The 18,363-nt window shown below is 63.4% G+C and carries 20 protein-coding genes and 1 tRNA gene; 10 read left to right on the top strand and 11 right to left on the bottom strand.

Translation table 11 applies throughout. From position 1 onward, the window contains the following. Position 1: 1 nt before the first annotated feature. Complete coding sequence (lepA, locus tag AC3WVQ_RS19545; RefSeq protein ID WP_370689543.1) at positions 2-1,828, top strand: translation elongation factor 4; 1,827 nt, start codon at positions 2-4, stop codon at positions 1,826-1,828. 176 nt (positions 1,829-2,004) lie between these two features. Here the strand turns inward: lepA and AC3WVQ_RS19540 are convergent, their stop codons facing one another. Next, entirely contained in the window at positions 2,005-3,471 is a 1,467-nt protein-coding gene (locus tag AC3WVQ_RS19540) for an MFS transporter (protein ID WP_110818562.1), read from the bottom strand. 142 nt (positions 3,472-3,613) lie between these two features. Here AC3WVQ_RS19540 and AC3WVQ_RS19535 point away from each other — a divergent pair, with 142 nt between their 5' ends. Next, entirely contained in the window at positions 3,614-4,216 is a 603-nt protein-coding gene (locus AC3WVQ_RS19535; protein ID WP_250806169.1) for a TetR/AcrR family transcriptional regulator, read from the top strand. Positions 4,217-4,407: 191 nt separating this feature from the next. Here the strand turns inward: AC3WVQ_RS19535 and AC3WVQ_RS19530 are convergent, their stop codons facing one another. From AC3WVQ_RS19530 to AC3WVQ_RS19515, 4 genes are read right to left on the bottom strand one after another with little or no spacing between them, the layout of a single operon-like run. Continuing rightward, entirely contained in the window at positions 4,408-4,920 is a 513-nt protein-coding gene (locus tag AC3WVQ_RS19530; RefSeq protein WP_234824394.1) for a GNAT family N-acetyltransferase, read from the bottom strand. A 25-nt stretch (positions 4,921-4,945) separates the two neighbouring features. Next, positions 4,946-5,509, bottom strand: a complete 564-nt coding sequence (locus AC3WVQ_RS19525) for a sugar O-acetyltransferase (protein ID WP_060580583.1) — start codon at positions 5,507-5,509, stop codon at positions 4,946-4,948. Continuing rightward, entirely contained in the window at positions 5,506-5,985 is a 480-nt protein-coding gene (locus tag AC3WVQ_RS19520; protein WP_090296246.1) for a GFA family protein, read from the bottom strand. The genes AC3WVQ_RS19525 and AC3WVQ_RS19520 overlap by 4 nt, the downstream gene beginning before the upstream one ends. Then, positions 5,982-6,737 (bottom strand): type 1 glutamine amidotransferase, encoded by a 756-nt coding sequence (locus tag AC3WVQ_RS19515; protein WP_090296418.1) that lies wholly within the window; start codon positions 6,735-6,737, stop codon positions 5,982-5,984. Before AC3WVQ_RS19515 ends, AC3WVQ_RS19520 begins: the two co-directional genes overlap by 4 nt. Positions 6,738-7,091: 354 nt before the next feature. Here AC3WVQ_RS19515 and rnk point away from each other — a divergent pair, with 354 nt between their 5' ends. Next, the gene (gene rnk, locus AC3WVQ_RS19510) at positions 7,092-7,496 is read left to right on the top strand and encodes a nucleoside diphosphate kinase regulator (RefSeq protein WP_090296243.1); all 405 of its coding nucleotides are present in this window, start codon (positions 7,092-7,094) and stop codon (positions 7,494-7,496) included. Between the two features lie 95 nt (positions 7,497-7,591). Here rnk and AC3WVQ_RS19505 read toward each other — a convergent pair whose 3' ends face one another. Further along, entirely contained in the window at positions 7,592-8,047 is a 456-nt protein-coding gene (locus AC3WVQ_RS19505; protein WP_029742404.1) for a DoxX family protein, read from the bottom strand. Between the two features lie 214 nt (positions 8,048-8,261). Here AC3WVQ_RS19505 and AC3WVQ_RS19500 point away from each other — a divergent pair, with 214 nt between their 5' ends. Together AC3WVQ_RS19500 and AC3WVQ_RS19495 are read left to right on the top strand one after the other, a co-directional pair. Further along, positions 8,262-8,543: an Rdx family protein gene (locus AC3WVQ_RS19500; RefSeq protein ID WP_090296241.1), complete on the top strand. Its 282-nt coding sequence runs from the start codon at positions 8,262-8,264 to the stop codon at positions 8,541-8,543. An 83-nt stretch (positions 8,544-8,626) separates the two neighbouring features. Continuing rightward, entirely contained in the window at positions 8,627-8,971 is a 345-nt protein-coding gene (locus tag AC3WVQ_RS19495) for a YqaA family protein (protein ID WP_090296415.1), read from the top strand. Between the two features lie 14 nt (positions 8,972-8,985). On the opposite strand, the gene AC3WVQ_RS19490 is transcribed toward AC3WVQ_RS19495, so the two are convergent. Next, positions 8,986-9,612 carry a ribonuclease D gene (locus AC3WVQ_RS19490; RefSeq protein ID WP_090296238.1) on the bottom strand — a complete coding sequence of 209 codons (627 nt, stop codon included), beginning with the start codon at positions 9,610-9,612 and terminating at the stop codon, positions 8,986-8,988. Positions 9,613-9,719: 107 nt separating this feature from the next. Between AC3WVQ_RS19490 and AC3WVQ_RS19485 the strand changes: the two genes are divergently transcribed. From AC3WVQ_RS19485 to AC3WVQ_RS19475, 3 genes are all read left to right on the top strand, one after another. Next, positions 9,720-10,031: a hypothetical protein gene (locus AC3WVQ_RS19485; RefSeq protein ID WP_029742399.1), complete on the top strand. Its 312-nt coding sequence runs from the start codon at positions 9,720-9,722 to the stop codon at positions 10,029-10,031. A gap of 209 nt (positions 10,032-10,240) precedes the next feature. Then, entirely contained in the window at positions 10,241-11,269 is a 1,029-nt protein-coding gene (locus tag AC3WVQ_RS19480; RefSeq protein WP_090296233.1) for a hydroxyacid dehydrogenase, read from the top strand. 149 nt (positions 11,270-11,418) lie between these two features. Next, on the top strand, positions 11,419-13,425 hold the full coding sequence (locus AC3WVQ_RS19475) for an adenylate/guanylate cyclase domain-containing protein (protein WP_110818563.1): 2,007 nt from the start codon (positions 11,419-11,421) through the stop codon (positions 13,423-13,425). Between the two features lie 3 nt (positions 13,426-13,428). On the opposite strand, the gene AC3WVQ_RS19470 is transcribed toward AC3WVQ_RS19475, so the two are convergent. From AC3WVQ_RS19470 to AC3WVQ_RS19460, 3 genes are all read right to left on the bottom strand, one after another. Next, on the bottom strand, positions 13,429-14,376 hold the full coding sequence (locus tag AC3WVQ_RS19470) for an adenylate/guanylate cyclase domain-containing protein (protein WP_029742396.1): 948 nt from the start codon (positions 14,374-14,376) through the stop codon (positions 13,429-13,431). Between the two features lie 278 nt (positions 14,377-14,654). Further along, a tRNA-Leu gene (locus AC3WVQ_RS19465) sits at positions 14,655-14,741 on the bottom strand. A gap of 77 nt (positions 14,742-14,818) precedes the next feature. After that, a complete protein-coding gene (locus AC3WVQ_RS19460) occupies positions 14,819-16,246 on the bottom strand; it encodes a phosphomannomutase (protein WP_492382931.1) in 1,428 nt (475 codons plus the stop codon). Positions 16,247-16,469: 223 nt separating this feature from the next. Here AC3WVQ_RS19460 and AC3WVQ_RS19455 point away from each other — a divergent pair, with 223 nt between their 5' ends. Together AC3WVQ_RS19455 and AC3WVQ_RS19450 are read left to right on the top strand one after the other, a co-directional pair. Further along, positions 16,470-16,997 carry a BA14K family protein gene (locus AC3WVQ_RS19455; RefSeq protein ID WP_034805252.1) on the top strand — a complete coding sequence of 176 codons (528 nt, stop codon included), beginning with the start codon at positions 16,470-16,472 and terminating at the stop codon, positions 16,995-16,997. Positions 16,998-17,230: 233 nt separating this feature from the next. Further along, positions 17,231-17,986, top strand: coding sequence for a hypothetical protein (locus AC3WVQ_RS19450; protein WP_110818564.1), 756 nt, complete (start codon positions 17,231-17,233; stop codon positions 17,984-17,986). Here AC3WVQ_RS19450 and AC3WVQ_RS19445 read toward each other — a convergent pair. Next, positions 17,975-18,316 (bottom strand): DUF6665 family protein, encoded by a 342-nt coding sequence (locus AC3WVQ_RS19445; protein WP_060608536.1) that lies wholly within the window; start codon positions 18,314-18,316, stop codon positions 17,975-17,977. The two genes, AC3WVQ_RS19450 and AC3WVQ_RS19445, sit on opposite strands and share 12 nt — an antisense overlap. Positions 18,317-18,363 lie beyond the last annotated feature (47 nt).

Here is an 18,363-nt window from a genome sequence, read left to right as displayed (position 1 = left end):
CATGAGCACAACATCTTCGAAGACGCCCCTTTCGCATATCCGCAACTTCTCGATCGTGGCCCACATCGACCACGGCAAGTCGACGCTTGCTGACCGGCTGATCCAGTCCACCGGTGGCCTCGCCGAGCGCGAGATGTCCGAGCAGGTGCTCGACAGCATGGATATCGAGCGTGAGCGCGGCATCACCATCAAGGCCCAGACGGTGCGCCTGCACTACAAGGCCAATGATGGCGAAACCTATGTGCTGAACCTGATCGACACCCCCGGCCACGTCGACTTCGCCTACGAAGTCTCGCGCTCGCTTTCGGCCTGCGAAGGCTCGCTGCTTGTCGTCGACGCGTCGCAGGGCGTGGAAGCCCAGACGCTCGCCAACGTCTACCAGGCGATCGACAACAACCACGAACTCGTCACCGTGCTCAACAAGATCGACCTGCCGGCGGCCGAACCGGACCGCATCAAGGAGCAGATCGAGGAAGTGATCGGCATCGACGCGTCCGACGCCGTGCTGATCTCGGCGAAGACCGGCCTCGGCATCCCTGATGTCCTCGAAGCGATCGTCACCAAGCTGCCGGCGCCGAAGAGCGACGGCGGCGATGCGGCGCCCTTGAAGGCCCTGCTCGTCGACAGCTGGTACGACACCTATCTCGGCGTCATGGTTCTCGTGCGCATCATCGACGGCACGCTCAAGAAGGGCATGACCATCCGCATGATGGGCACCGACGCCAAGTACACGATCGAACGTGTCGGCGTGCTGACCCCGAAGATGGTGGCGATGGATGCGCTCGGCCCCGGCGAGATCGGTTTCATCACCGCCTCGATCAAGGAAGTGGCCGACACCCGCGTCGGCGATACCATCACCGAGGACAAGCGCCCGACCGCAACCGCGCTGCCGGGCTTCAAGCCGGCACAGCCGGTGGTCTTCTGCGGCCTGTTCCCGGTCGATGCTGCCGACTTCGAGGACCTGCGCTCGGCGATGGGCAAGCTGCGCCTCAACGACGCCTCGTTCTCGTTCGAAATGGAATCCTCGGCAGCACTCGGCTTCGGCTTCCGTTGCGGCTTCCTCGGTCTGCTGCACCTCGAAATCATCCAGGAGCGTCTCGAGCGCGAGTTCGACCTCGACCTGATCGCGACGGCCCCGTCGGTCGTCTACAAGCTGTTCATGACGGACGGCTCGGAACGCGAGTTGCACAACCCGGCCGACATGCCCGACGTCGTCAAGATCGCAGAAATCCACGAGCCGTGGATCCGCGCGACGATCCTGACGCCCGACGACTATCTCGGCGGCATCCTCAAACTCTGCCAGGACCGCCGCGGCATCCAGATCGAGCTGACCTATGTCGGCACCCGCGCGATGCTGACCTACGACCTGCCGCTCAACGAAGTCGTGTTCGATTTCTACGACCGCCTGAAGTCGATCTCCAAGGGTTATGCCTCGTTCGACTACCAGATCACCGAGCACAAGGAAGGCAACCTTGTGAAGATGTCGATCCTCGTCAACGGCGAGCCGGTCGATGCGCTGTCGATGATGGTGCACCGGATGGCAGCCGAAAAGCGCGGCCGCGAAATGTGCGAAAAGCTCAAGGAGCTGATCCCGAAGCACATGTTCAAGATCCCGATCCAGGCGGCCATCGGCGGCAACGTGATTGCCCGCGAAACCATCTCGGCGCTGCGCAAGGACGTGACCGCCAAGTGCTACGGCGGCGACGCCACCCGCAAGCGCAAGCTGCTCGAAAAGCAGAAGGCCGGCAAGAAGCGCATGCGCCAGTTCGGCAAGGTGGAGATCCCGCAGGAAGCCTTCATCGCCGCCCTCAAGATGGGCGACGAGTAAGCGGCAGCGCCGCATGTTTCAACGTTTGTAAAGGGCGGCCCTCGGGTCGCCCTTTTTGGTTTGTGAAGGTGAGGCGATGCTGGAGCAGCAAGATTGGTCGCACGCAGGCGTGGTTTCCCGGACTAGCTACTCCGTTATTCTGGGCCACGGCGTCTCACAGTGACCTCTCACGACGGTTACTCCGGCAGCTTCTTCGGCAGCCAGAGCCAGGCCATGATACCCAATGCGAGCAGCGACAGTGCGCCGACGCCGGCCGCGATGTGAAGACCGGTGAGGAAGGCGTCCTTGGCCTGCAGCACCGTTTCAGAAGCAAGGCCCGGCTGATCGAGGGTTTCGTTCAGCGTGCCGGCCACGCCGGGGCCGAGCAGCCGGAAGCTGAGTGCCGCCAGTGAACCCAGAAGCGTGATACCGAGCGCATTTCCGAGTTCGTTGCTGGTCTCGGCGATCGAGCCCGCGGCACCGGCGCGTTCGGCAGGCACCGCCGACACGGCGATCTCGGCGACGAGGCTGAAGGAGAGGCCGTAGCCGATGCCCGCAACCACAGTCGAGGCGATGAGCGCTGCCACGCCCGCCTCGGTGCTCGTGAGGAGCAGCAGAAAGAGGCCGGCTGCGATCAGGAAATGCGTCGCAACAAGCGCCGTCTTGCGGCCGACCACATCGACGATGCGCGCTGTCCCGACACAAGTCGCCATCAGCACGACGGCGCCGGGCAAGGTCAAAAGTGCTGCGGTAAAAACATCGAAGCCGAGGACCGATTGCAGATAGATGCCCGAGAGGTAACCGACGGCGGACCAGACGACCAGCGGCAGGAGGCCGGTGAGAATGGCGATGGAAAAGATGCGGTCCCGGAACAGGCCGAGGTCGAGCAGCGGATAGGCGATCCGCGTTTGCCTGCGAAGAAACAACGCGATGGCGAGGACGCCGACGATCCCGGAGAGCGTCTGCAGCGGCGTGAAGCCGTAGGCGGCCGCGGTCTTCAGCGAATAGGTGGTGAGCAGGATACCGGCAAAGGACAGGACAAGGCTTGGCAGGTCAATGCGGCCATAGGTCGTGGAGCGCACCTCGCGAAGCAGAATGGGTGCAGCGACCAGGAAGCCAAGCACGACGGGAACGTTGATCAGGAACACCACGCCCCACTCGAGCCGCTGCAACAGGATGCCGCCGATAACCGGACCGATGGCGAAACCGGCTGCAAAGGTGGCGGCGAAGATGCCGATCGCCTGCGCCCGCAGTCGCGGATCCGGAAACAGCGCGCTGACGATTGCCAGCCCCGAGGGCAGCAATGTCGCGCCGCCGAGCCCCATCAGCGCCCGGGAAGCAATCAACGCCATGGGCGACTGCGCATAGGCCGCACCGAGCGATCCTGCACCGAAGATCACCGCGCCGATCATGATCAGCTTCAACCGCCCGTAGCGATCGCCGATATTGCCGAAGGCAATCAGCAGCGAACCGACGACGAAACCGTAGATATCGAGGATCCAGAGCGCCTGGTCGGCGGTGGGCAAGAGAGCCGAGGTCACGCGCGGCATGGCGAGATAGAGGATGGAGCCATCCATGGCCACGATGAGGACCAGTGGCAGCACGGCGATGAGGCCGAGCCATGCGCTTCGGCCTTGGGAGTGAGGGAGTGAGACGTCAGTCATTGGGCACGGATCCTTTGCAAACGGCATGCGTCGGCATGCCGCTTCGGCCGCCGGCCGTCAGGCAGGCGGGTGGTTGCGGTTGGGTGATATCTTCTATATACTTAAGGTAAGTTACTTTTGGTATATAGTGATGTCAAGCACCATGGAAAGAGACACGGTCACCGCAAAACGCGTTCGCCTCACCCGCGAGCAGCGGCTACGCCAGCTGCTGGACGTCGCATGGAGGCTCGTTCGCGAGGAAGGGACCGATGTGCTGACGCTGCCGCGCCTGGCCGAGGAAGCGGCCGTCGCCAAGCCGGTCGTCTATGATCATTTCGGAACACGCAACGGACTGCTCGCCGCGCTCTACCAGGATTTTGATGTGCGCCAGACGGTGGTGATGGACGCTGCCATCGCCGCGAGCGACCCAACGCTGGAAGCGACAGTCAGGACGATTGCCGCCTCCTATGTCGACTGCGTGCTCACGCAGGGTCGCGAGATGCCCGGCGTGCTGGCGGCTCTCGCCGGCTCGCCCGAGCTTGCGGCCGTCAAACGGGACTATCAGCTGGTCTATATCGAAAAGTGCCGAAAGGTGCTGGGCCCGTTCATCGGGCAGAGGGGCATCGCACAGGCCGGTTTCTGGGCAATGCTCGGCGCAGCCGATGGCTTGTCCCACGCTGCAGCGACGGGCGAAATCACCGCCGACGAGGCTCAGGACGAGCTTTACGAGACGATCATTGCCATGGTGAACAGAAGCGGCCGTTAGAGCGGCACGCTTTCAAGAGATGCCCTTTGCGAGCGTCGGCGCTCTTTTATCGCCGACGCCTCTCGCCAAGGCGTGGGGCCGATCTCCGCAAGACCGATCCAGCCTATGGTGTCAGCTGCCTCCCGGGACTGAACTTCGGGCCCGGGGATGAAGACCGGGAGGGTGGCGCTGCCAGAGCGGCAGTGCTCGCCTCATCCGTCCTCAAGCACGTACCGCTTCGAAATGCGATCCACCAACTGCCCGTCCTTCAGCGGCACCGCCTTGTCGACCTTGTAGTCGACGAAACCCATCTTGCCGTAATAGCTGAGCCCGCTGACATTGTCCGCACGGATGGTGGCGTTGAGGGCTTTCAGGCCGATCGAGCGGGCGAAGTCGCAAGTGGCATTAAAGAGCGCCGTGCCGGCGCCGGGCACCTTGTTGTCGGGGCGCGAGAACGTGCCGATGTCGGCCCAATCCTGCGGTATGCCGTCCCACTGGTCGAGCGCCTGGAAGGCGCAAGGCTCACCCGCATCGTCCTCGGCGACGAAGCAGCTGACGAAGCCCGGGCCGGCGAGATAGTGCGCCACGAAGCTCTCAGGCGTGAACGGCGTCTGATGGGCCGTGGTGCCACCGATCGCGATGATCTCGTTGAGGAAAGCGCACAACGCAGGTGCATCTTCTGGCCGCGCCGGGCGCACGTGGATCGTCTTCATCTCAATCGTCATCAAAAATCGTCCTTCTCCAATCGTCTTACGTCGACGCGCGGCGGAGCGGCCGCGCCGGGTTGCCGGCGACCACGGCGCCGGCCGCCACGTCCTTCGTCACCACCGAGCCCGCACCGACGATCGCGCCATCCCCGATCGTGACACCGCCGAGAATGATCGCGCCGCCGCCGATCCAGACATCGGCACCAATCGTCACCGGCTTGGCGACTTCGAGGCCTTGGCCGCGAAGCACGGCATCCCTGTGGTGCTCGGCGCAATAGATCTGCACGTTCGGCCCCAGCATCGTCCCCGCCCCGATCGCCACGCGGCCGCTGTCGAGGATCGTGCAGCTGGCATTGAGATAGACGCGGGCGCCAAGGTGGATGTTGATGCCGTAGGAGCAATGGAACGGCGCCTCGATGAAGACGTCGTCAGCGACCGCACCGAACAGCACCCGCAGCGCCGACGCCATGTTTCCACGCTCGATCGGCGCCATGGTGTTGTGCTGATGGACAGCAACGCGTGCCGTCATCCGAAGTGCCTCGAGTTCGTCGACGAGGCAGGAGTACCATTCTCCGGCTGCCATCTTGTCGCGTTCGCTGGCTGTCACGCTTTTGCTTTCGCTTCCGCGGCTTCGCGCCGTGCCAGGCTTTCCGGCGGCCACATCGTCTTCATGTCGTAATAAATCTCGAAAGCCGGTGCGCCGCCCTCGAGCGACAGCCAAGCAACCTTGGAGCGGGTGAAGATATGCGCATCCGGCGGGAAGTCCGACGGGCGGTCAAGGCTTGCGATCCGGACGAAGGAAAGCCAGCCGCGCCGGCCGTAGTCGCTCCAGAGGGCCGTCTGGCATTCGGCACAGCGGTAGACATCATGCGAACGGCCGCTGTCCGTCGGAAGCGTCACGACGACCGGCTCGCCCTCAATGAGTTCGATATTGTCGCGCTCGATCACGCCGTTGACGACGAAGGCGCTACCGACCTGGCGCTGGCAATCGCTGCAATGGCAGCAGTTGACGAACATCGGCGCCGCCTTCAGCCGATAGCGGATCCTGCCGCAGAAGCAGCCGCCGTTTAATGCCTCGCTCATCCGGTAACCTCCTCCAACGCCGGTTCCTCATTCACCGCGCCGCCCTGATGGCGAACGATCGTCGCGACCCAGGCGCGAGCAAGAGACAGGCCCGCGGCATCCGCCTGGCGGCCGTGGCGCGCGGCGTGTTCGCGATAGCGCGCAAGCCAAGTGGGATCGAGCCGCTTGATGGTGTCCGGGAAAGCGCGGTTCCAGTCTTCGACCAGGTGTGTGTCGGCCTCGAAGTGGAATTGGGTGCCGTAGGCGGCGCGGCCGACGCGGAAGGCCTGATGTCGGGTGACGGCGTTTTCGGCGAGATGGACAGCCCCCTCAGGCAGCGTGAAAGTGTCTCCGTGCCACTGGAAGATCGGGAAGCTCTCACCGACGCTGGAAAGGACCGGGTCCTCGGCGCCTTCGCCGCGCACCTGCACCTCGCACCAACCGAACTCCTTGGCCTCGCCCAGCAGGTTCCGGCCCCCATAGGCGCGGGCGAGAAGCTGGCTGCCGAGGCAGATGCCGAGCACGGAACGGCCGCTGTCACCGAAGCGGCGCATCAGCGCGACAAGATCAGGCAGATAGGGATAGGCGGCATCGTCGAGCGCGCTCTGCTCGCCGCCAAGCACCACCAGTGCGTCGTATCCTTCCGGTGTTTCAGGAACGGCCTCGCCGAGATAGGCGCGGCGGATCTCGATCTCGGCCTTTGCCTCGCGAAGCGCCGTGCCGACCTGGCCGAGCTCGGTCTTCGCCATGTTTTCAACCACCAGCACCCGCATCATCGCATTCCCTTCGCATCGACCGTGGAGATTGACCACGAGCGCGGCCACTGTTCAAGAGGTCACATAGCGATGCGATGATGCGGACGGGTTCATGCGGGCCTTGACTTCGTGAGCGAACTTTCCGACCCTTGGGGCATGATGATGCCGACGATTTCTTCTCATTGCTGCTTCCGGGTGTGCCCGATCGCAGGAACCTGACCCCAGCCCGGACGCTTGCGCTCTCCGGGTCAGGGGAGCCTTTCGCGTCGGCAGAAGAAATTTCCGAGCGCGGCTGAACGAGCGCCTAATCTCCAGAAAACCTATTCGATTGCGCCCTGTCGTGCGCTTCGATTGAACGTGTCAGGTCCCATCATGGCGGCAACCCGCAAGAAACTTCCCCCGATCATCATCAATGCCGAAGACCACAAGCGGCTGACGGCGCTCGCCTCCTCCGCGCTCGAGCGCGTGCCTGATGTGGCCGAGGCACTGCTCTTTGAACTCGACCGCGCCCGGGTCGGCGCGCCCGACGCGCTGCCCGCCAACAGCGTGCAGATGGGCTCCACCGTCGCCTTCGAGGCCGACAATGGTTTTGCCAAGCAGGTGACGCTCGTCTATCCCGGCGAGGCCGATATCGAGGCCGGCCGCATCTCTGTGCTGACCCCTGTCGGCGCGGCGCTGATCGGGCTCTCCGTCGGCCAGTCGATCGACTGGCAGGACCGGTCGGGCAAGGTCCACCGGATGACCATTCGCAGCGTGACGGCGAAGGAAAGCGCCTGAGAGGTCGCGACGGCGAAAGCCTCACCAGCTGCAAGACGAAAACGGGGAGGCCGGTTTTCACCGCCTCCCCGTTCTTCTAAGCGTCGTTCATTCGATCAGAACTGCTTGCCGAGCTTGGCGTCGACAGACTGGCTGTTGGCGCCGCGGATGGCGAAGAAGAACAGGATCGCTGCCCAGAGGATCGACTTCTCCGCGCCGAAGAGGCCCTCACCCTGCACGATGCCATGGAAGTAGACGGTGACGAGCAGAACGATCATGCCGGCAAAGGCAGCCGGGCGCGTCAACAAACCGATCGCGATCAAAATGCCGCCGAAGAATTCGGTCGCGGCGAGCAGCGGCGACCAGAAGACGCCGGGATAGAAGCCGAGGCCCTCGACCATGCCGATCGCGCCGAAGGGATTGGTGATCTTGCCAAAACCGTGAACCGCAAGCAGAGCGCCGGCGAGCACACGCAACAGCGTTTCGGCGGATGTATTGAGCGGCAGATAGATCTTTTCCAGCGCCGGCAGGATGGCGCGCGGGCGGGAACTGGAAACGGTGACGTCGGTCATTAAGGGGCCTCTCCGGCGGTTGGGTGCGACAATTTGTGCAATGCCGCATTGTCTCGCCGCGACGACAGCGCAAAGCAAGCTATCCGCCGATAAAAACATGACTAAATTGGTTGACAATCGTGTGAGCGCAGCGTGAGCATGAGCCCCGGAACGCAGTTGTTTCCAACTGAGGCGACCGCTATGGTCGCCGCCCGAAGCACATCCGAGACACCCGATGGACCAGAAGCCGCGCATCACCATCCTTTACTGCACCCAGTGCAGCTGGCTGCTTCGCGCCGGCTGGATGGCGCAGGAACTGCTGCAGACGTTCGGGCAGTCGCTCGGCGAAGTGGCGCTCATTCCCGGCACCGGCGGCAATTTCGAGATCCGCGTCGATGACGCGCTCATCTGGGAGCGCAAGCGGGACGGCGGTTTCCCCGGGCCGAAGGAACTGAAGCAGCGCATCCGCGACATCATCGAGCCGGAGCGCGATCTCGGTCATACGGACAGGAGCTGATCCTGGATTTCGGAATTCTTGCCGGCGTCTTTTCCGCGGCCTTCCTGTCGGCGACGTTGCTTTTCGGCATGTCGGAAGCTGCGATCGTGGCCGCCGCCCTGCACGGCGAAACGAGCCGCCCTGCCCTCTTCATCGCCGCGACATCAGGCAACGTGCTCGGCGCCGTCGTCAATTTTGCGCTCGGGCGTTTTCTGATCCGCTTCGAGGGGCGCCGGTGGTTTCCAGTTTCGCCCACCAATCGGCAAAAGGCAGAGGCGCTCTTTGCCCGCTACGGCCAGCCGGTGCTGCTTCTTTCCTGGCTGCCGGTCATCGGCGACCCACTGACGCTGGTCGCCGGATTGCTGCGCATGAAGCTGCTGCTGTTCCTGCTGTTCGTCACCATCGGCAAGGCCGCACGTTATGCGGTCGTCCTTTACCTGACGCCATAACAGCCCCGCACAACTCAGCTGTGCGCGAAGATATCCGTCTCGTCCCAGCCAAGCAGGTCAAGCTTGGAGCGCGTCGGCAGGAAGGCGAAGCAGGCTTCGGCATGCTCGATGCGACCATCGCGGATGAGGCGCGCCGTCAGCTTGTCGCGCAGCGCATGCAGGTGCAGCACGTCGGAGGCGGCATATTCGAGCTGCGCCTGCGACAGGGTCTCTGCTGCCCAGTCGGACGACTGCTGCTGCTTGGAAATGTCGACGTCGAGCATTTCCTTGAGGTTGTCCTTGAGGCCGTGGCGATCGGTGTAAGTGCGGGTCAGCCGCGAGGCGATCTTGGTGCAGAAGACCGGCGTCGTCGTCACCCCGAAGGTATGGAAGAGGACGGCGATATCGAAGCGGCCGAAATGGAAGATCTTCTGGCGGGCCGGATCGGCAAGCATGGCGACGAGGTTCGGCGCTTGCTTCTGGCCGGCTGCGATGCGGATCACGTCGGCCGTACCGTCGCCCGGAGACAGCTGCACCACGCAAAGGCGATCACGGCGGGGGATGAGGCCGAGCGTTTCCGTGTCGATCGCGATTGCGCCTCGATAACGGTCGGCGTCGGTTGCGGAGATATCGCCTTCATGGAACCGTATTGCATTCGCCATCGAAAATCCCCAGATCAAACGAAGTGGTGTGGCCTATAGCGCAAGTTTGGCGTCGGCGATACCGTAGTCACGTTCCGCCCGCCGGCTGCCCTTTGAAAGTCCTGACGATGACGTCTTTTCAACCCGCCCTCGCTCTCTCCACGCTCGCGCTGGCGATCGGGCTGACGGCCATGCCGGCACCGGCGCAGACCTATCGGGACCTGCCGGGCGTGCGCCAGATGGATCCGTTGAATGGTGGTGGCGACCAAACCGTATGCGAGCAGACCTTTGTCGACCGAAACTATCCGTTCGAATCGTCGGCCCGCGGCGGCCCCATCTACGACACGATCTACAACTGCCGCCGTGGCGACGGGCCGGTCTTCCAGGGCAGCGACCTGCCGCCTTCGCTCTATCGGCAGAAGCGTGGTCTCGGCTACTAAGCAAAAACACGACAAGCAATCCTCGTGCGAAGACAGCATCGGGACCGCCACGCCGCTTGGCAAGCGGCGGAACGGTTCCTAGCCTCACGGCCAGAGCATGGGCGTCCTCCGTCTCAGCGCCGCGCAAAGGTCACGGTAGCGCTTTGAGGTGCTGCATGTTTTTATCCTTCGATCGACCCGATCAAAGGAAACCTGCAGTGGGAGGAACCATGCCCGACAACCGGCCGCTTGCCATCAGTGCACCCGCACCACGCACGCTCGATCTCATCTTCACACCGGAAACCCTCAAGGACCTGCATCGCCGCTACCGCATCGTCGAAGCGGACCCGGAGGATATCGCCGGCCTTGGCGACGACGTGCTCGGCAACGCCCACTACATCATCGGCCAGCCCCCGCTCGACCACGCCACCCTCAGGCGCATGAGCCAGCTGAAAGCGATCCTCAACGTCGAAAGCAACCTGATCAACAACATGCCCTATGAGGTGCTGTTCGAGCGCGGCATCCATGTGGTGACCACCGGGCAGGTCTTTGCCGAGCCGGTGGCGGAACTCGGCCTCGCCATGGCGCTCAACATCGCCCGCGGCGTCGTCGACGCCGACCTTTCCTTCCGTGAAGGCCGCGAACTCTGGGGTGGCGATGGCAACCGTTCGGCGCGCCTGCTTTCCGGCTCCGAGATCGGCATCATCGGCTTCGGCGATCTCGGCAAGGCCCTGAACCGCTTGCTCTCCGGCTTCCGGGCGAAAATCCGCGTCTTCGACCCCTGGATGCCGGCCTCGATCCTGCGGGACAATGGCGTTGAACCGGCTTCGCTCGAGACCGTGCTGGGCGAAAGCGACTTCGTCTTCGTCGTTGCTTCCGTTACCAGCGAGAACGAAGGCTTCCTTGGCGAGAAGGCGTTTGCCCGCATGCGTCCGGGTGCCGCCTTCATTCTCCTCAGTCGCGCCGGCGTCGTCGATTTCGAGGCGCTGATGGCCGCGGTCGCAAGCGGCCATATCGTGGCGGCGAGCGACGTCTTTCCGGAGGAGCCCCTGCCGCTCGACCATCCCGTTCGCCGCATGCCGGGCTTCCTGCGTTCGGCGCACCGCGCCGGCGCGCTCGACAGCGCCTTCAAGAAGATGGGCGACATGGTGCTCGAAGACATGGACCTGATGGATCGCGGCCTGCCACCGATGCGCTGCAAGCGTGCCGAGCGCGAAACCGTCGCGCGCATGCGCTCGAAGCCGGTAACGGTGAACTGAGACATTTTTCGCTGCGGATCTCGGCGGGATCGTGCATCCCGCCGATTAACGTGTTTTATGGGATTCGCATTTAACTTTTCTTGCACATGCGATCAACCTTGCACGTTAAGGTCGTCGCCGAGGCATCGTTACGGAATCAGAGAAACGCGATGGTAGACACGGCGCCCGGCGCTCGACAAGGCAAAGCACGCGATGGCTGGAACAGTTCGCTGCGATCGCTGTTCAGCCTCGTCATGGTCGCCATGCTGATCGTCGTTTCCGCGACGCTTGTCGGGCTCGACTACCATCGCTCGCGCAACGCCGCGATCGCTGATGCCGAGGCCAACATGCGCGGCTTCATGAACCGCCTTGTCGACCGGCTGGGCGTGCTCTCGGGCGACACTTCCGCCCTCGTCAATCTCGTCTCCTCCGTCGCCAATTCCTTCCTCGTGCCCCCGCCTGAGCGCATGAACGACAAGGTGGCGGTGCTTCGTGAAGGCATCACCCGCTCGCCGCACATCGATGGGGTCTATGTCGGCTACCCCAACGGCGCCTTCTTTCAGGTCGTCGACCTCAAGCAGGTTGCCTGGCGCATGGCGCTCGACGCGCCCCGTGGCGCCGCCATTGCGGTGCGCTCGATGGAAAGGGACTCAAACGGCAAGCCGCTCCAGCGCGTTCTCTTCGTCGACAAGGACGGCACGCAATTCTCCGAACGGCGGCTACCGCCATCGAGCTTCGACCCGCGCACGCGACCCTGGTATCGCGCGGCCGTCAACGGCAAGGCCGCGGTCTCGACTGGACCCTATGAAAGCGCCACCACCGAAACACTGGGCATGACCATCTCGCAGGCGCATCGCGGCAATCCGCAGATCGTCATCGGCGCCGATGTCGTGCTCGATACGATCACCGACTTCCTCGCCCGCGAACGGCTGACTGCTGGTTCGGTGTCCTTCATCCTCGATGCCGTCGGCCGGCCGATCATCCATTCCGACCGGGTGATGATGCGACGCATCATGGCTGCCAAGGATAAGGACGCCCCGATCGTGCAGGCCGACAGCGACCCGCTGATCCAGAGCATCCGCCAACATCCACCAGCGCCCGGCAAGGCCGACTTCGTCCAAGTCGGGGACCGCACCTACCTCGTCATGGTAACGCCGCTCGAATCCGCGCTGCTTCTCTCCGGCAACCGCGCCGTGGTGGCCGCACCGCTCGACGAATTGATGGCGGACGCCAACAAGACGCTCGTTCAGGGGCTGGCGATTTCCGGGGCCGTGGTAGCCTTGGCGGTACTCGCCTCGCTGGTGCTGGCGCATCTGATTACCAAGGGGCTCAACCAGCTGACCGCCAGCGCCAACCGGCTGCAGGACCTCGACTTCACCACCCCGATCGATGTTTCCTCGCATGTCAGCGAAATCTCGACCCTCGGCGGCGCCATGAACCGGGCCCGCGATGCAATCTTCACCTTTGCGCTCTATGTGCCGAAGGAACTGGTGCGCAAGGGCATCGAATCCGGCCATTTCAGCGGCCGCTCCGCCTGGCGTCAGGAAGTCACCGCGCTCTTCACCGACATCTACGATTTCACCACGCTCAGCGAACGGCATTCGCCCGAGGAGGTGGTGGCGATGCTGTCGGAGTATTTCGATATCTTCAGCGAGACGGTCGGCGAGCACGACGGCACGATCATCCAGTTCCTCGGCGATTCGGTCTTTGCCATGTGGAACGCCCCGGCACCGGACGACAAACACGCCGAGAATGCCTGTCGGTGCGCGCTCGCGGTCCAGCAGCGCCTCAGCATCTTCAACGAAGCACAGCGCAAGAAAGGACTGCCGGAGTTCCGCACACGCTTCGGCATTCACACCGGCACCGCCGTCGTCGGCAATGTCGGCGCCAAGGAGCGGCTGCAATATACCGCCATGGGCGACACGGTGAACGTCGCCTCGCGCCTCGAGGGCATGAACAAGAACTACGGCACGATGATCATGGCGAGCGGCGCGGTCGTTGCCCATACGGGTGGCACGATCCACTTCCGGCCGCTCGGCACAGCGCAGGCCAAGGGCCGGGCCTCGACCCTGGAGATTTACGAAGTGCTGGGCGCGGAGCCGAAAGAGCCGGAAGCCCTCGATGACGGCCCGAAGACACACGACAACTTGTCGGCCGGCTCCGAAAGCCGCGAATAGACGTCAGGAGCCGAGGCGGCGGTTCTGCCGGGTGACCCAGCGAATGCCGCCGACCACGGCGAAGGCGAGCAGTGGCCAGACGGCCCAGAAGACGCCGCGCCAGGTCAAGAGATTGATGGTGAGAAGCACCAATCCCGAGAGCACCAGTATGCCGATGCTGCGGTCCACCCACGGGTTGGTCTTGATCCAGGCAAGGCCGGCAAGGATGGCGAGGCCAAGCAGCGGCCAGACGGACCAGAAGGTTCCGTTCCAGGTCAACAGGTTGAGAGCGACCAAGCCAGCGGCAACGATGTAGAGAACCGGGAGCGATCCGCTCCTGATTGCCGCAATCACGCCCACCGGCTCCGGACGCGGCTTGGCCGCCTCGGCAGCGGCTGCTTCAGCACGGCGGCCGAAGGTCTCTGCGGCAAAGGTCGGACGGGGATCGTCCGCGCCGATGCGCACGGCATAGCTCGGCACACCGCCATCGATGTTCTTGACCTCAAGAGGCCCCAGAAAATCGAAACCGACGGCGACCTTGTTGCGCACCTGGTCGTACACGGTATTGGAGATGACGATGCCGCCAGCCGGCGCGGACGCCTGCAGCCTGGCTGCAACATTGACGCCGTCGCCGTAGAGATCGTCGCCCTCGGCGATCACGTCGCCGAGATTGATGCCGATGCGAAACAGCATCTGCTCGTCGGCCGCGCATTTCTCGTTGCAGCCGGCGAGTTCGTTCTGCACGTCGATCGCGGTGCGCAGCGCTTCCACGACGCTCGGAAACTCGGCGATCAGTCCATCACCCCAGGTGTTGACGACACGGCCCTCATGCGCCTCGATGAGCCTTCCCATGGCATCGCGATGGCGCTTCAACGTGGCGAGCGTGCCCTCCTCGTCGGCGCGCATCAGCCGCGTGTAGTCCTGGACGTCCGCAGAGAATATGGTCGTCAGCTTGCGACGTGTCTCAGACATCGCTTCGTCCTTCTCAAAGCCGCCGCCCCGGCGGACGATAACATGGGACCGCCCTCACGCGGAAAGCCTGCCCTTCATAGCCGATAGAATATCAATGCTGCCGGCCCAAGCTTCAAGGCGCACCACGCGAAAATATCCTGGGCATGCAACCATCCTGGTCGAAGAGCGAGGGTCGGAAGGCAGGAAATCGCCACGGAATCCGGCCAAACGCCAGAAACGAAAAAACCCCGGCGAACCGGGGTTTTTCAAAACCAAATCAAAGATTTGGTTTGGGAATTTGGTGCCCAGAAGAGGACTCGAACCTCCACACCCTTTCGAGTACCAGCACCTGAAGCTGGCGCGTCTACCAATTCCGCCATCTGGGCGACGAGCGGGTGTGTAAAAGGCTCGAGTCGAAGTGTCAACAGGCTTTTTGAAGTTTTCGTGTCGGAGGACAAAAAACTCAGTTCGAGGCGGTTTTTGCCCAATGCCGGATTGTGGATAGGCCGCTCGACAGCAGTCCCTCGGCCGCCTCGGCCGTGTCCGCCTCGACATAGCAACGCATCTCCGGTGCATTTCCGGAGGGGCGGAAGTGAACGATGCGACCGTCGTCAAGCGTCACCCGCAGCCCGTCGATATCGCTGACGGCGACCGGCCGGCCGATCGGCGCCAGGAATGCCGCGAGATTTTCGTTGCCGCCGCGCAAATAGGCCATCAGCCGGGCGCTGGTTTCGACCGGGAAATTTTCGAGCCGGTCGCTGAGCGCCACAGGAAGCCGATAGGAGGCGGCCAGCACCGACAGCGAGAGTTTGGCCTCTGCCGCCGCAGCCAGTGCGGCGACGATCGGCAGGACGCAGTCGCGGGTGGGCAGCGGCTGGAGGGTTGCGTCGTTGACGACGAAGGGGCTGGCCGTCAGCGTGCCGCCATTGGCCTCGAAGCCGGCGACCTTGGTCGACCCCTCGTCCAGGGCCTCCTGCATTCCGGCGATCACGAAGGGCGACCCGACGCGGGTGCGCAGCACGGAGAGCCCTTCCCTGCGCTCCAGGCCCGAATTCGAGGTGACCGGCGTGACGACAAGCGTAGCACCGAGGAAGCCGCAGGCAATCAGCCCGAGGAGATCGCCGCGCAGCGGCAAGCCGTTCTCGTCCGCGACCAGCGGCCGGTCGCCGTCGCCGTCCGCCGATACAATCGCATCGAACCGGTGTTCGCGGGCCCATTCCTGAAGGCGTTCGATCGTGTCGGTGGACACCGCTTCGGTATCGACGGGGATAAAGTGTTCCGAACGTCCGAGGGCGACGACCTCGGCGCCAAAGAAGGCGATCAGATCGGCGAGAAGATCCCGCGCGGCGGTGCTGTGCTGGTAGACGCCGACCTTGAGGCCGGCGAGCGCGCCGGCGGGCAACAACTGCCGGTTTCGCTCGATGAAGAGCGAGGATGCGCGGGACGCATGGTCCTCACCAATGCCCTGATTGGCGACCGGCTCGATCTGCCCGGCGATTTCATCGGCAATCCGGCTGATGGCGACTTCATCTTCCTTGTCGATTTCGCCATCCGGCCGATAAAACTTGATGCCGTTCCGATCAGCCGGGATATGGGAGCCGGTGATCATCAGACCGGCCGCTCCGCATTCGCGGCCATAAAGCGCAAGCGCCGGCGTCGGCACCGTGCCGCAATCGAAGACGCGCAGTCCTTCGCGCGCGAGTGCCGAGGCACAGACTGCCGCGATTTCCGGGCTCGAATCGCGAAAGTCGCGGGCGATCACGATCGGGTCACCCGGCTGGCTGCGCCCGGACGTCAGAAGATAGCGCGCAAACGCGGTCGCGTAGCGGGCCGAAGGCTCACCCTTCAGTTCCTCTGAAAGGCCACGCAGGCCGCTGGTACCAAACTTCAACTGCATCGCATTCTCCGCTGCCCGTTGCCGGGCGAAAAAGGGACAAAAACAAAACGGCGCGCACGCGGGACAAGCGCTTTCCGGGCAAGTTGGCCAAAGGCCGGAGCTCCGAGGCTCCCTTCTGCACGCTCCCTGCCCATTGCCATGAATAAACCAAGAAATGCAAACGTAATACAGGCAGGGACACAACCGGAAGGCAGTGCTTTCCGAAAGCGAGGACAAAATGACGGGATTTCGCAATTTCGTTATCGGCTGCAGCTTGGCCGCCGCCTCCCTGATCACCCCCGTCGGACCTGTGCAGGCGATGCCGCTTCAGGCGCCCGACCTTCAGATCAAGGCACAAGGCGACGTCCAGAATGTGCAGTATTACCACCGCCGTTACGGCGGATATGGCGGATACGGCTGGCGAGGCGGTTGGGGAGGCCCCTATTACAGACGCGGATGGGGTAGCCCCTACTATGGCGGCTCCGGCCTGACCCTCTACTTCGGCTCGGGCGGATACTACGGCGGCGGTTACTATGGCGGCGGATACTACCCCCGCTACGGCTACTATCCCCGCTACGGCTACAATCGCGGCTATTATCCCCGCCGTTACTACGGCGGCAACTACTACTATCGCGATCGGTATGTCGGTGGCGGCAACGCCCATGTCAGCTGGTGCCTGTCGCGCTACCGTTCCTACAATCCGGCAACCAACCGGTTCTTGAGCTACGGCGGCGCTTACAAGGTCTGCTATTCGCCCTATCGCTAGAGCGCGGCGCGTCCGCATGAACGCACGAGAAACGCTCTAGCGCCCTGATTGGGGCGCGGCCTGGCCGTACCGCCTGCGCACCTTCTCTCCGCCCCGCATTAGCGGGAGTTGGAAGTTTTGCGCGCCATCACCGGCGCTTGCGTGCCCCAACATCTCGGCAGCGCCAGTTAAACCGGCATTAACTGCAAGAGCCTACCGTTTCAAAACGATCCACTGTGCTGCCAGGATGAATCATGCTGCTTCCGACCCAGCAATCTGCCGCCACCGCGACGACCAATCTGGTCGGCTCGATCCTCAAGGACATCGAAAAGCGGCAGACGGAGGAAGAAGAAAAGGCCAAGAGCACAAAGGACGACCGGCTCCTTAGGGCGCAGGTCGAGCCCGATGGCGCTCAAAAGGCCGCCAACGAGAAGATCAACGGCTACTTCTTCGATCATGCTCGCAACGACGCCAACAACAACCGCGCCGTGCTCATCCGTGAGGTCGGAAAATTTTTCGACATCGAGCGCGAAACGTTCAAGTCCGATTCCGCCTTTGCAAGGGAAATCGAGAACCAGCTGAAGCAGCTGGAATCGCCCGCCATTGCGAAAATCGAGGAAGAACTGGGGCTCGACAAGCTCGGACTATCGCTTACGGAGCTGGTCGAGGCGCTCAAGAACCCCGGCGGCCCGGAAAACGACGCACTGAAGGTTGCGCTCGGCGAAACGAGCGACAAGGGACCTCAAAGCGTTGCACAAGCCGCAAATGCCGTCGACCGCCTGAAGAGCGCGACGGAGCCTGCGTCGACCGAGGAAGCCCAGCTCAACAGCCTGCGCGGTGACCCGACGCGCAGAACCGACAAGCTGTCGCTCGACGAAGAGGAGCAGCATCTGCGGGCGCTCCAGCTCAAGGACGAGATGGAAGATATCGCCGACCAACGCACGGCAGCCGGCCCCTTTCTGCGCTTCGACGACAACGGCCTCTATAGGCTCGCTGCGCTAAGCCTCTGACGGCTTTCGGCGCACGATGCCGAGCCGCGCCATGACCTCCTTGGGTATGCCATAGCGGCGAACCACATCGCGGCTGTCACGCAGGCCGCAAATCTCCCGCTGAATGAGGAAGGCCCATACGGCATCGGCCGCCTCGTCGAGCACCCGCTCGCGTAGATCCCTCGCCACATCTCCCTTCAATGCCGCAAGCGCTGCAAGCGCCTTTTCGACCTTGAGGCCATGCCGGCCAAGCGCATCGGCGCGCTCGGACATCAATTCGTATTCGAGCACGTTGAAGGCGCCGGCCGTCGAGAAGTTCGGGCTTAGGGCTTTTGGGGGACGGACTGTCATCCGAAACTCCTGGCACAGACACCATTCGAGCCTGCAGAGCGGCTCCC

Source organism: Ensifer sp. EB106-05-01-XG146, assembly GCF_058791875.1.
Note: the sequence above shows the minus strand (reverse complement) of the source record. Positions and strands in the feature narration are given on the sequence as shown.